Raw genomic sequence first — 12,848 nt, forward strand, 5'->3', positions numbered from 1 at the left:
GGTACAAGCGCGACGAAGATCACGCCACCAGATCAGTGGCGTTGAAGTTGTTGACACCGACCAGCTGGATTTCAAAATCCGCACCGGCGTTACCGCTGACATTGCCCGACAACACATGGTCGACGAAGCGCAATTGGCCTGCGCCTGTGAAGTCGTCGGCGCCAATGAAAGCGAAACCATTGAAGCCTGCGCTCAGCAGGTTGGCGTCGAAGTGGGTCAGATCGATCTTGTCACCTTGGGCACTGCTGAAGTCAGTGATGACGTCGCGCAGGTTGCCAAGGCCGCTCTCGTTCCAGGCATTGAACACAAACACGTCCGCACCGATGCCGCCGGTCAGCGAGTCTGTCCCGAGTCCACCGATGAGCAGGTCATTGCCAGCACCGGCGTTCAGCGAGTTGTTACCGTCGTTGCCGGTCAGGCTGTTGTTCAATGCGTTACCCGAGCCATTGATGTGGGTACTGCCGGTGAGTACGAGGTTTTCCAGGTTGGCGCCCAGGGTCCAGTCGATGGAGGCGCGCACAGTATCGATTTCGCCCGCCAGGGTGCTGGTTTCAATCGTGCTGTCGTAGACGTTGTCGACGATGTAGGTGTCGTTGCCCAGACCACCGATCATGGTGTCGCCACCGAGCCGGCCGTCCAGCACGTTATCGCCACCGTTACCGATGAGGGTGTTGTTGGTCCAGTTGCCGGTGCCGTTGATGGCGTTGCCGATCAGGACCAGTTGCTCGACATTGGCCCCCAGGGTGTAGTCGATGGAGGAATACACTTGGTCGATTGCGGTCAGTGAAGTATCGGTCTCGATGACGACATCGCCGATGTTGTCGACGTAGTAGGTGTCGATGCCGTCCCCGCCGATCATGGTGTCAGCGCCGAGGCTGCCGTTGAGCGTATTGGCAGCGGCGTTGCCGGTCAGCGTGTTGTCCAGTGCATTGCCGTTGCCGTTGATGGCCGTGCCGGTCAGCACCAGGTTTTCCAGGTTGGCGCCCAGGGTCCAGTCCACCGAAGAGCGCACGGTGTCGATTTCACTGACCAGTGTGCTGTTTTCCCTCACGCTTTCGTTGACGTTGTCAACGATGTAGGTGTCGTTGCCCAGACCGCCGACCAGTACGTCGGCACCCAGGCCACCGTCGAGGACGTTATCGCCGTCATTGCCGATGATTCCGTTGTTCACCGCGTTGCCTGTGCCGTTGAGGTTGGCATTGCCGGTCAGTATGAGGTTTTCCAGGTTGGCGCCCAGAGTCCAGTCAATCGAGGCGCGTACGGTGTCGATTTCGCCCGCCAGGGTGCTGGTTTCAATCGTGCTGTCGTAGGCGTTGTCGACGATGTAGGTGTCGTTGCCCAGACCACCGATCATGGTATCGCCACCGAGCCGGCCGTCCAGCACGTTATCGCTGCTGTTACCGATGAGGGTGTTGTTGGTCCAGTTGCCGGTGCCGTTGATGGCGTTGCCGATCAGGACCAGTTGCTCGACATTGGCCCCCAGGGTGTAGTCGATGGAGGAATACACTTGGTCGATTGCGGTCAGTGAAGTATCGGTCTCGATGACGAGATCGCCGATGTTGTCGACGTAGTAGGTGTCGATGCCGTCGCCGCCGATCATGGTGTCAGCACCGAAGCTGCCGTTGAGCGTGTTGGCGGCGGCGTTGCCGGTCAGCGTGTTGTTCAGTGCATTGCCGTTGCCGTTGATGGCCGTGCCGGTGAGTACGAGGTTTTCAAGGTTGGCGCCTAGGGTCCAGTTCACCGAAGAGCGCACAGTATCGATTTCATTGACCAGGGTGCTGGTTTCAATCGTGCTGTCGTAGACGTTGTCGACGATGTAGGTGTCGTTGCCCAGACCACCGATCATGGTGTCGCCACCGAGCCGGCCGTCCAGCACGTTATCGCCACCGTTACCGATGAGGGTGTTGTTGGTCCAGTTGCCGGTGCCGTTGATGGCGTTGCCGATCAGGACCAGTTGCTCGACATTGGCCCCCAGGGTGTAGTCGATGGAGGAATACACTTGGTCGATTGCGGTCAGTGAAGTATCGGTCTCGATGACGACATCGCCGATGTTGTCGACGTAGTAGGTGTCGATGCCGTCCCCGCCGATCATGGTGTCAGCGCCGAGGCTGCCGTTGAGCGTATTGGCAGCGGCGTTGCCGGTCAGCGTGTTGTTCAGTGCATTGCCGTTGCCGTTGATGGCCGTGCCGGTGAGTACGAGGTTTTCCAGGTTGGCGCCCAGGGTCCAGTCCACCGAAGAGCGCACGGTGTCGATTTCGCTGATGACGGTGCTGTTTTCTCTCACGCTGTCGGCGACGTTGTCGACGATGTAGGTGTCGTTGCCCAGACCGCCGACCAGTACGTCGGCACCCAGGCCACCATCGAGAACGTTATCGCCGTCATTGCCGATGATGTCGTTGTTCGTCGAGTTGCCCGTGCCGTTGAGGTTGGCATTGCCGGTCAGCACCAGATTTTCCAGATTGGCGCCCAAAGCCCAGTTGACCGAGGAACGCACAGTGTCGATTTCGCCCGCCAGGGTGCTGGTTTCAATCGTGCTGTCGTAGACGTTGTCGACGATGTAGGTGTCGTTGCCCAGACCACCGATCATGGTGTCGCCACCGAGCCGGCCGTCCAGCACGTTATCGCCACCGTTACCGATGAGGGTGTTGTTGGTCCAGTTGCCGGTGCCGTTGATGGCGTTGCCGATCAGGACCAGTTGCTCGACGTTGGCCCCCAGGGTGTAGTCGATGGAGGAGTACACCTGATCGATTGCGGTCAGCGAAGTGTCGGTCTCGATGACAACATCGCCGATGTTGTCGACGTAGTAGGTGTCGATTCCGTCGCCGCCGATCATGGTGTCAGCGCCGAGGCTGCCGTTGAGCGTATTGGCAGCGGCGTTGCCGGTCAGCGTGTTGTCCAGTGCATTGCCGTTGCCGTTGATGGCCGTGCCGGTCAGCACCAGGTTTTCCAGGTTGGCGCCCAGGGTCCAGTCCACCGAAGAGCGCACGGTGTCGATTTCACTGACCAGTGTGCTGTTTTCCCTCACGCTTTCGTTGACGTTGTCAACGATGTAGGTGTCGTTGCCCAGACCGCCGACCAGTACGTCGGCACCCAGGCCACCGTCGAGGACGTTATCGCCGTCATTGCCGATGATGCCGTTGTTCACCGCGTTGCCTGTGCCGTTGAGGTTGGCATTGCCGGTCAGTATGAGGTTTTCCAGGTTGGCGCCCAGAGTCCAGTCAATCGAGGCGCGTACGGTGTCGATTTCGCCCGCCAGGGTGCTGGTTTCAATCGTGCTGTCGTAGGCGTTGTCGACGATGTAAGTGTCGTTGCCCAGACCACCGATCATGGTATCGCCACCGAGCCGGCCGTCCAGCACGTTATCGCTGGCATTGCCGATGAGGGTGTTGTTCGTCCAGTTGCCGGTGCCGTTGACGGCCGTGCCGATCAGGATAAGTTGCTCGACGTTGGCCCCCAGGGTGTAGTCGATGGAGGAATACACCTGATCGATTGCGGTCAGTGAAGTATCGGTCTCGATGACGACATCGCCGATGTTGTCGACGTAGTAGGTGTCGATGCCGTCGCCGCCGCTCATGGTGTCAGCGCCGATATAGCCATTCAGCGTATTGTTCAGTGCGTTGCCGGTCAGGATGTCGTTGAACTCGGAACCGACGGCGTTCTCGATCTTGGCACCGTAGGCAATCGCCAGCCCGTCATTGATGGCCGTCAGGTTGTTGTAATCGACGAATGCCTTGCCGATCTGGCTGTAGGCGCCTTCATTCAGGTTGATGCTGACGGCGGCGAGCTGATTGCTGCCGTCGATGGTGTCGTTGCCACCGCCGTCCCAGATGGTTTCGAAAATCGACTGGTTGGCAGCCCACTTGTAAACGGTGTCGCCGGCCTGCCAGGCCATGTTGGCGCCATACAGACTCTGGATCGCAATGATGTCCAGCACCATCGGTGTGGTAGGCTGGTACGAATAGTTGCTGTTGTAACTCATCACGGTGAAGTGAACATCGTCCAGCGTCGGGTCCAGCAGAGTGTTGTTGGTTGAACTGGTATCGAAAGGATGTTTGAGGCCCAGCGCGTGGCCGATCTCATGAACAAATGTCAGGTAGTCGTAACTTCCCTTGCCCGGATTCGCATCGTTGGTTTGCGGACCGATCCAGACATCGCCGGCTACCGGTGTGTTTGACGGAAAATAAGCCCACGCAGCGGTCTTGTCGTCCATCAGTCGATAGCCGCCAAACCGCATGTCACCCACGTTGCTGATAGTGTCGGTGGTCAGGGTGAAATTCAGATTGGCAACAGCGCTCCACGCTCCGAGGGCGCTGGTGACAGCATTTTTTTGCCCCGTCGTGAGCTCATACAAAGCGTTGTATTCGTTGTCAGGGCTATAGTCGATAACAAAATAAGACGTGCCCGGCGCCATGAAGCTGTAACTGAGGTTGGTCGGTCCGGTTGGGGTCCAGTTGGCGCCCAGCCAATAGGTACCTGAAATGAGGCTGTCGACGATGGCATTGCCGGTCAACGTGGATGGCAAACTGAAGGAATAAGTCTTGGGCGTAGGCATGTAGGTTCCTGATGACTATGCGGCCCTTCCTGAATGCGACCGCTACAAAAAGAAATCGATTTTGCACCAGAATTTGCTGTTTGACATCATTGCGCCACTACTTTCTGATGTATGACGCCAGATTTCTGGCTGGAACCGTTTGTATCGGCTGGTAAAGTAGAATGCTGAACAACTTGTTCAGCCGCACGTCGAGACTTCAATGTCCATTCCAAGACCCGAACTCATCCGCGAAACCTTCCCCGTCGGCCCGCTCCAGTGCAACTGCACGATCATCGGCGACCCGATCACAAAAAAAGCCATCGTCGTCGATCCCGGCGGCAACCCTGACCTGATCATGGCGCGCCTCGATGCGCATGGCCTGAAGGTCGTCAGCATCATCCACACCCACGCCCATCTCGATCACTTCCTCGCGTCCGGGCAGATGAAAGAAAAAACCGGCGCGACCCTGCATCTGCACAAGGACGACCAGTTCCTCTGGGACAACCTCGAGATGCAATGCCAGATGTTCGGCGTGCCTTACACCCCGGTGCCGTCGCCGGATCGCTGGTTGAGCGATGACGAAGAACTGGCCTGCGGTTGCGGCGTGGCACTGCACACGCCGGGACATACACCCGGTTCCATGAGCTTTTGGTTTTCCGAGGCTAAGCTGTTGATAGCCGGCGACACGCTGTTTCGTCGCGGTGTAGGGCGCACGGATTTGTGGGGTGGCGATCAGGCGACCATCGTGCGTTCGATCAAGCAGCGGCTGTATACGCTGGACGAGGACGCGACGGTGGTTACCGGGCACGGTCCGGATACGCGTCTGGGTGATGAGATGCGCGAGAACCCGTTTGTGCGTGCCTGAATTTTTTGTCACGGGCAGCGGGCGGAATTTTTTGGCATTGTCATGATCCAACGCCCGCGCAGGTCCATTGATTGATCAGTGGCCGCTGCACCACAGAATGCAAAAAACCAGGAGCTCTCCATGTTCACCACGCGTCGTTTGATTATTGTCGCTACTGCCGTGGCCGTGCTGTCCGGCTGCGCCTCGCCTAATCCGTATGACAATCAGGGTCAGGCCGACGGTGGCTCGCAAGGCATGAGCAAAACCGCCAAATACGGTGGCCTCGGTGCACTAGCCGGCGCACTCGCCGGTGCCGCCATCGGTCACGACAACCGTGGCAAGGGCGCTTTGATCGGCGCTGCTGTCGTCGGTGCTTCCGCAGCAGGCTACGGCTACTACGCCGACCAGCAGGAAAAGAAACTGCGCGCGAGCATGGCCAACACTGGCGTTGAAGTGCAGCGTCAGGGCGATCAGATCAAGCTGATCATGCCGGGCAACATCACCTTCGCCACCGATTCGGCGAACATCGCACCGAGCTTCTACCAGCCTCTGAACAACCTGGCCAACTCGCTGAAAGAGTTCAACCAGAACCAGATCGAAATCGTCGGTTACACCGACAGCACCGGCAGCCGCCAGCACAACATGGACCTGTCCCAGCGTCGTGCGCAGAGCGTCGCGACCTACCTGACCTCGCAAGGCGTCAGCGGTGCCAACCTGTCGGCCCGTGGCGCCGGCCCGGATAACCCGATTGCCAGTAACGGTGACGTCAACGGCCGCGCACAGAACCGCCGGGTTGAAGTCAACCTGAAGGCTATTCCGGGTCAGCAGTATGGTGGTCAGCAACAGCAGCCGGGCACGGTGCAGCAGTATCCATAAGCGATTGCCTGGATGAAGAAATGCCCGGTCTTGTGATCGGGCATTTTTTTGTGTCATCTGTGCCGGCCCTTTCGCGGGCAAGCCCGCTCCCACATTTGAAATGCATTCCCCCTGTGGGAGCGAGCCTGCTCGCGAAGAGGCCGGCAAGCGCAGCGAAAATTGCAGATACAAAAAAGCCCCCGGACACATCACTGTCCGGGGGCTTTTTGTTGGGCGCGAAACCCGATTACTTCTTCAGACCATAATGCTCATCGAGCATGCCAGGGGAATTTGGCGATTTCGGCGCATAGTCACGCGGTGGTTCCTGATCGCGCGGTGGCGTCAGGCGTTCACGTGGTGCCTGCGCTGCGTCGGCGTGCAGGGCGGCGATCAGGCGCTGGCGGGTCTGCTCGTCCAGGGCCAGACGATTGGCGCCCTCGGCGAGGTGATCCTGCACTTCCTGATAGCTCTGGGTCAGCTTCTTGACCAGCATCGCGGTGCTGTTGAAGTGGGTGACCACTTCGTTCTGATAACTGTCGAAACGCTCCTGGATATCATCCAGTTGACGCTGCGTGCGGCTCGGTGCGGCGTTCGGCGCAACGCGCGCGATCAGGAATCCAATGGCGACACCCACAACCAGGGCAAGAGTCGGTAACAACCAAACTAAGAGCGAGTGTTCCACGAGTCCTTCCTCTATAAACGGCTTTGCTTTACGTTAACGGCTCGAACCTGCGCTGTATACCGCGATTCACTCGCAATAGATTGGCACAGACAATTTGCTAGACGAGTCGACCCGATTCGAGGTCACGGAGTTCCTCCCTTGCTGATGCGTGAAACCCCTGTAGTGATTGACGGCCCTGTCGGCCAAATTGAGGCTTTGTATCTGGATAACGAGCAGCCGCGCGGCATCGCGCTGATCTGCCATCCGAACCCGGTACAGGGCGGCACCATGCTCAACAAGGTCGTCTCGACCCTGCAGCGCACCGCGCGCGACGCAGGCATGATCACCTTGCGTTTCAACTATCGCGGCGTCGGCGCCAGCCAGGGCACCCACGACATGGGCACCGGCGAAGTCGACGACGCTCAGGCCGCAGCTACATGGCTGCGGGAAAAATACCCGGATCTGCCGCTGACCCTGTTCGGTTTCTCCTTCGGCGGATTTGTTGCAGCAAGTCTCGGCGGCCGTCTCGAAGCCCAAGGCGTGCAGCTTGCACACCTGTTCATGGTTGCCCCGGCGGTGATGCGTCTAGGCGAGCAGGATCAACTGCCACAACACGGCGGGTTGACCGTGATCCAGCCGGAAACCGATGAAGTCATCGATCCGCAACTGGTCTACCAATGGTCGGAACAACTCCGGCGCCCCCATGAGCTGCTGAAAGTGGCAGAATGCGGACACTTTTTTCACGGCAAGCTGACCGATCTCAAGGATCTGCTGCTGCCGCGTCTCTCGAATTGATTGCAGTCTGACAAGCGATTACCCATGACCAACCGTACCCGCATTCTCACCGGCATCACCACCACCGGCACGCCGCACCTGGGCAACTACGCCGGCGCGATTCGCCCGGCAATCCTCGCCAGCCGCGACAGCCAGGCCGATTCGTTCTATTTCCTGGCCGACTACCACGCCCTGATCAAATGCGATGACCCGCTGCGCATCCAGCGCTCGCGTCTGGAAATTGCCGCGACCTGGCTGGCCGGTGGCCTCGATGTCGACCGCGTAACCTTCTACCGCCAATCCGACATCCCGGAAATCCCCGAGCTGACCTGGCTGCTGACTTGCGTCGCCGCCAAGGGCCTGCTCAACCGTGCGCACGCGTACAAGGCCTCGGTGGACAAGAACGTTGAAACCGGTGAAGACCCGGATGCCGGCATCACCATGGGCCTGTACAGCTATCCGGTGCTGATGGCGGCGGACATTCTGATGTTCAACGCGCACAAGGTGCCGGTCGGTCGCGATCAGATTCAGCACGTGGAAATGGCTCGCGATATCGGCCAGCGTTTCAACCATCTGTTCGGCCAGGGCAAAGAGTTCTTCACCATGCCCGAAGCGCTGATCGAAGAAAGCGTGGCCACCTTGCCGGGCCTCGACGGTCGCAAGATGTCGAAGAGCTACGACAACACCATTCCGCTGTTCTCCAGCGCCAAGGAAATGAAGGACGCGATCTCGCGGATCGTCACCGACTCCAAGGCGCCGGGCGAAGCGAAAGATCCCGATAATTCGCACCTGTTCACTCTGTTCCAGGCCTTCGCCACACCGGCGCAGGCCGATGAATTCCGCGGTGAGCTGCTCGGTGGTCTGGGCTGGGGTGAGGCGAAGAATCGCCTGTTCCAGTTGCTCGACAACGATCTCGGCGAAGCGCGCGAGAAGTATCACCAGTTGATCGAGCGTCCTGCGGACCTGGAAGACATCCTGCAGATCGGTGCGAAGAAGGCCCGCGCCGTGGCCACGCCGTTCCTCAACGAATTGCGCGAAGCCGTTGGCCTGCGTTCCTTCGTCAATCAGGTTCAGGTCGCCGCGACTACCAAGAAAAAAGCCGCGAAAACCGCGCGTTTCGTCAGCTTCCGCGAGGACGACGGCAGCTTCCGATTCCGTCTGCTGGCGGCCGATGGCGAGCAATTGCTGCTGTCGCGCAACTTCGCCGACGGCAAAACTGCCGGCCAGGTGACCAAACAGTTGCAGTCCGGCGAGCCGCTGGACGTGCGTACTGAAGAATTGAGCTTCAGCGTCTGGCTGGCCGGTGAGTGCGTCGGCGACAGCCCGGCCTTCGCCGACGCTGCCGCGCGAGAAGCCGCCATCGAGGCGTTGCGCGTCGCACTGACTCCAGCTCAAGACTGATCGGCGGCACGACCCGACCAAGGGCCGATTGCCATTCCCACAGGCCGTCGCTACAGTGACGGCCCGTTTTTGTTGCCTTGCTAACGAATTATGACGCCCCTAGAACGATATCAAGCTGATCTGAAACGCCCGGACTTCTTCCATGACGCCGCACAGGAAACTGCTGTGCGTCACTTGCAGCGTCTGTACGACGACTTGATCGCCGCCGACCAGAACAAGCCGGGTTTGCTCGGCAAGCTGTTTGGCAAAAAGGATCAGGCACCGGTCAAGGGCCTGTATTTCTGGGGCGGCGTCGGTCGCGGCAAGACTTACCTGGTCGACACCTTCTTCGAAGCGCTGCCGTTCAAGGAAAAGACCCGCACGCACTTCCACCGCTTCATGAAGCGTGTGCACGAAGAAATGAAAACCCTGGGCGGCGAGAAGAACCCGCTGACCATCATCGCCAAGCGCTTCGCGGCCGAGTCGCGGGTGATCTGCTTCGATGAATTCTTCGTCTCCGACATCACCGACGCGATGATCCTCGGCACGCTGATGGAAGAGCTGTTCAAGAACGGCGTGACCCTCGTCGCGACGTCGAACATCGTTCCGGACGGCCTGTACAAGGATGGCCTGCAACGTGCGCGCTTCCTCCCGGCGATCGCGTTGATCAAGCAGAACACCGAGATCGTCAACGTCGACAGCGGTGTTGACTATCGTCTGCGTCACCTCGAGCAAGCCGAGCTGTTCCACTATCCGCTCGACGAAGCCGCCCACGAAAGCCTGCGCAAGAGCTTCAAGGCACTGACACCGGAGTGCACGGCGGCGGTGGAAAACGATGTGCTGATCATCGAGAACCGCGAAATCCGCGCTCTGCGCACCTGCGACGACGTGGCCTGGTTCGACTTCCGCGAACTGTGCGACGGCCCGCGCAGCCAGAACGACTACATCGAACTGGGCAAGATTTTCCATGCCGTGCTGCTTAGCGGCGTCGAGCAGATGAGCGTCACCACCGACGACATCGCCCGTCGCTTCATCAACATGGTCGACGAGTTCTACGACCGCAACGTCAAACTGATCATTTCTGCCGAAGTCGAGTTGAAGGATCTGTACACCGGCGGACGCCTGACCTTCGAGTTCCAGCGTACGCTGAGCCGACTGCTGGAAATGCAATCTCACGAATTCCTGTCGCGGGCGCACAAGCCTTAAAACGGAGTTTCGGCAACGAAAAAGGCCTGCGATTGCAGGCCTTTTTTATGCGCTGAAGTTTTTCCCTGTGGGAGCGAGCCTGCTCGCGAAAGCGCAGTAACTGATCGTTCCCACGCTCCGCGCGGGAATGCATCCCGTGACGCTCCGCGTCACTTGCGAGCCGGACGCAGAGCGTCCAGTGGCGGCATTCCCACGCAGAGCGTGGGAACGATCATCAGGCCGGGTTACGCAGCCTGCTGAAACTGCTGCCGATACTGATTCGGCGACAGCTCGGTGTGCTGGCGGAACAGTCGCGCGAAGAAGCTCGCATCGTCGTAACCGACCTCATAACTGATGGTCTTGATGCTCTTGCGCGTGCCCGAAAGCAGGCCCTTGGCCGTCTCGATGCGCAGGCGCTGCAAGTAGTGCAGCGGTTTGTCGCCGGTGGCGGTCTGGAAGCGGCGCATGAAGTTGCGAATGCTCATGCCGTGCTCGCGGGCGACGTCTTCGAAGCGGAATTTGTCGGCGAAATGTTCTTCGAGCCATTGCTGGATCTGCAGGATGATCACGTCCTGATGCAGCTTCTGCCCACCAAAACCGATACGTCCCGGCGAATAGCTGCGCTGCACTTCGTAGAGGATGTCGCGGGCCACGGCTTGCGCCACGTTCGCGCCGCAGAAGCGTTCGATCAGATAGATATAGAGATCGCAGGCCGAGGTCGTGCCGCCGGCGCAATAGAGATTGTCGGCGTCGGTCAGGTGCTTGTCCTGATTGAGGTAGACCTTGGGAAAGCGTTCGGCGAAGGCATTGAAGAAGCGCCAGTAGGTGGTCGCTTCCTTGCCGTTGAGCAGCCCGGCTTCGGCGAGCCAGAACACCCCGGTGGCTTCGCCGCATAACACCGCGCCGCGCGCATGCTGTTCGCGCAGCCACGGCAGGATTTGCGGGTAACGGCTGCACAGCGTGTCGAAATCGTCCCAGAACGCCGGGAGGATGATTACGTCGGCGTTTTCCAGGCCACCGTCGACCGGCATGACCACGTCGCTGAAGCTTTTTACCGGTTTGCCATCGGGGCTGACCAGGCGCGTTTCGAACGCTGGTGTCAGGCCGTGGCCCAGTTGTTTGCCGTAACGCAGGCTGGCCACATGGAAAAAATCCTTGGCCTGCATGAGGGTGTAAGCGAAAACCCGGTCGATGGCCAGGATGCTGACGCGCCGCAAGGGCGGGGAGACGTGCTTAGACATAATTCAACTTTTGTTTTGTTTTTATAAGGGAAAGTGGTCACCAGACGGCTGGATCGTCTTATTTTTTGTCGGATGTGTCCAGTGTCCCGTAGCAGGAGTCGGGCTTAGTCTCTGAGAGCCGTATCCCTCCAACAACAAAGAAAGGTGCCGCATGATCCCCAGAACCCTGTTCAGCCCCGAACACGAATTGTTCCGCGACAGTGTGCGAACTTTCCTCGAGAAAGAGGCCGTGCCGTATCACGCGCAGTGGGAGAAGCAGGGGCACATCGATCGCGCACTGTGGAACAAGGCGGGGGAGGCGGGGATGCTCTGTTCGCATCTGCCGGAAGAGTACGGCGGGCTCGGCGCGGATTTCCTCTACAGCACCGTGGTGATTGAAGAAGTCGGGCGTCTGGGTCTGACCGGTATCGGCTTTTCCCTGCACTCCGACATCGTCGCGCCGTACATCCTGCATTACGGCAGCGAGGCGCTGAAACACAAATACCTGCCGAAACTGGTCTCGGGCGAAATGGTCACGGCGATTGCCATGACCGAGCCTGGCGCCGGTTCCGACCTGCAAGGGGTGAAAACCACGGCGGTGCTCGACGGTGACGAATATGTGATCAACGGTTCGAAAACCTTTATCACCAACGGCTTTCTGGCTGATCTGGTCATCGTGGTGGCCAAGACCGATCCCAAGGCTGGCGCCAAGGGCACCAGTCTGTTTCTGGTGGAGGCGAATACGCCGGGCTTCGAGAAGGGCAAGCGCTTGGAGAAGGTCGGCATGAAGGCGCAGGACACCTCGGAACTGTTCTTCCAGGACGTGCGCGTGCCGAAGGAAAACCTTCTCGGCCAAGCGGGTGCCGGGTTTGCCTATCTGATGCAGGAGTTGCCGCAGGAACGTCTGACCGTGGCTATCGGCGGCCTGGCCTCGGCCGAGGCAGCGCTGCAATGGACGCTGGATTACACCCGCGATCGCAAGGCGTTCGGCAAGGCGATTGCCGACTTTCAGAACACCCGCTTCAAACTGGCCGAAATGGCTACAGAGATCCAGATCGGCCGGGTCTTCGTTGACCGCTGCCTGGAGCTGCACCTGCAAGGCAAACTCGATGTGCCGACGGCGGCGATGGCCAAATACTGGGGCACTGACCTGCAATGCAAAGTGCTCGACGAGTGCGTGCAACTGCATGGCGGCTACGGCTTCATGTGGGAATACCCGGTGGCCCGGGCGTGGGCGGATGCGCGGGTGCAGCGGATTTATGCCGGCACCAATGAAATCATGAAGGAGATTATTGCGCGGTCGCTTTGATGATCGTTCCCACGCTCTGCGTGGGAATGCCGCCGGGGACGCTCCGCGTTCCGCTGTTGAGGTAATCCGACTGGCCTCTTCGCGAGCAG

General features: G+C 59.4%; 9 protein-coding genes. 6 read left to right on the forward strand and 3 right to left on the reverse strand.

The features are described from left to right. Positions 1-19: 19 nt before the first annotated feature. Positions 20-4,552: a M10 family metallopeptidase gene (locus tag JWU58_RS05515; RefSeq protein WP_206421583.1), complete on the reverse strand. Its 4,533-nt coding sequence runs from the start codon at positions 4,550-4,552 to the stop codon at positions 20-22. A gap of 199 nt (positions 4,553-4,751) precedes the next feature. On the opposite strand from JWU58_RS05515, the gene JWU58_RS05520 reads away from it, so the two are divergent. Then, positions 4,752-5,396, forward strand: coding sequence for an MBL fold metallo-hydrolase (locus JWU58_RS05520; protein ID WP_123444180.1), 645 nt, complete (start codon positions 4,752-4,754; stop codon positions 5,394-5,396). 120 nt (positions 5,397-5,516) lie between these two features. Further along, positions 5,517-6,251, forward strand: coding sequence for a YiaD family glycine zipper/OmpA-like lipoprotein (locus JWU58_RS05525; RefSeq protein ID WP_041479972.1), 735 nt, complete (start codon positions 5,517-5,519; stop codon positions 6,249-6,251). Positions 6,252-6,477: 226 nt separating this feature from the next. Here the strand turns inward: JWU58_RS05525 and JWU58_RS05530 are convergent, their stop codons facing one another. Beyond that, positions 6,478-6,912 (reverse strand): Z-ring associated ZapG family protein, encoded by a 435-nt coding sequence (locus tag JWU58_RS05530; protein WP_016773251.1) that lies wholly within the window; start codon positions 6,910-6,912, stop codon positions 6,478-6,480. A 144-nt stretch (positions 6,913-7,056) separates the two neighbouring features. Between JWU58_RS05530 and JWU58_RS05535 the strand changes: the two genes are divergently transcribed. The 3 genes from JWU58_RS05535 (at position 7,057) to zapE (ending at position 10,251) form a co-directional block, all read left to right on the forward strand. Next, positions 7,057-7,686 (forward strand): alpha/beta hydrolase, encoded by a 630-nt coding sequence (locus JWU58_RS05535; RefSeq protein ID WP_206422162.1) that lies wholly within the window; start codon positions 7,057-7,059, stop codon positions 7,684-7,686. Positions 7,687-7,710: 24 nt separating this feature from the next. Then, on the forward strand, positions 7,711-9,066 hold the full coding sequence (locus JWU58_RS05540) for a tryptophan--tRNA ligase (protein WP_206421584.1): 1,356 nt from the start codon (positions 7,711-7,713) through the stop codon (positions 9,064-9,066). Between the two features lie 90 nt (positions 9,067-9,156). Continuing rightward, positions 9,157-10,251: a cell division protein ZapE gene (zapE, locus tag JWU58_RS05545; RefSeq protein WP_016773254.1), complete on the forward strand. Its 1,095-nt coding sequence runs from the start codon at positions 9,157-9,159 to the stop codon at positions 10,249-10,251. A gap of 224 nt (positions 10,252-10,475) precedes the next feature. On the opposite strand, the gene JWU58_RS05550 is transcribed toward zapE, so the two are convergent. After that, positions 10,476-11,372 carry a GlxA family transcriptional regulator gene (locus JWU58_RS05550; RefSeq protein ID WP_162999820.1) on the reverse strand — a complete coding sequence of 299 codons (897 nt, stop codon included), beginning with the start codon at positions 11,370-11,372 and terminating at the stop codon, positions 10,476-10,478. Between the two features lie 250 nt (positions 11,373-11,622). On the opposite strand from JWU58_RS05550, the gene JWU58_RS05555 reads away from it, so the two are divergent. After that, positions 11,623-12,759, forward strand: a complete 1,137-nt coding sequence (locus JWU58_RS05555) for an acyl-CoA dehydrogenase family protein (RefSeq protein ID WP_056790227.1) — start codon at positions 11,623-11,625, stop codon at positions 12,757-12,759. Positions 12,760-12,848: the final 89 nt, after the last annotated feature.

The organism is Pseudomonas atacamensis, assembly GCF_017167965.1.
GTDB classification, from domain to species: domain Bacteria; phylum Pseudomonadota; class Gammaproteobacteria; order Pseudomonadales; family Pseudomonadaceae; genus Aquipseudomonas; species Aquipseudomonas atacamensis.

Bases quoted from the DNA above. Each gene is read 5' to 3' on its own strand.
- JWU58_RS05515 (WP_206421583.1), bottom strand. From the start codon at position 4,552: ATGCCTACGCCCAAGACTTATTCCTTCAGTTTGCCATCCACGTTGACC.
- JWU58_RS05535 (WP_206422162.1), top strand. From the start codon at position 7,057: ATGCGTGAAACCCCTGTAGTGATTGACGGCCCTGTCGGCCAAATTGAG.
- JWU58_RS05520 (WP_123444180.1), top strand. From the start codon at position 4,752: ATGTCCATTCCAAGACCCGAACTCATCCGCGAAACCTTCCCCGTCGGC.
- JWU58_RS05540 (WP_206421584.1), top strand. From the start codon at position 7,711: ATGACCAACCGTACCCGCATTCTCACCGGCATCACCACCACCGGCACG.
- zapE (WP_016773254.1), top strand. From the start codon at position 9,157: ATGACGCCCCTAGAACGATATCAAGCTGATCTGAAACGCCCGGACTTC.
- JWU58_RS05525 (WP_041479972.1), top strand. From the start codon at position 5,517: ATGTTCACCACGCGTCGTTTGATTATTGTCGCTACTGCCGTGGCCGTG.
- JWU58_RS05555 (WP_056790227.1), top strand. From the start codon at position 11,623: ATGATCCCCAGAACCCTGTTCAGCCCCGAACACGAATTGTTCCGCGAC.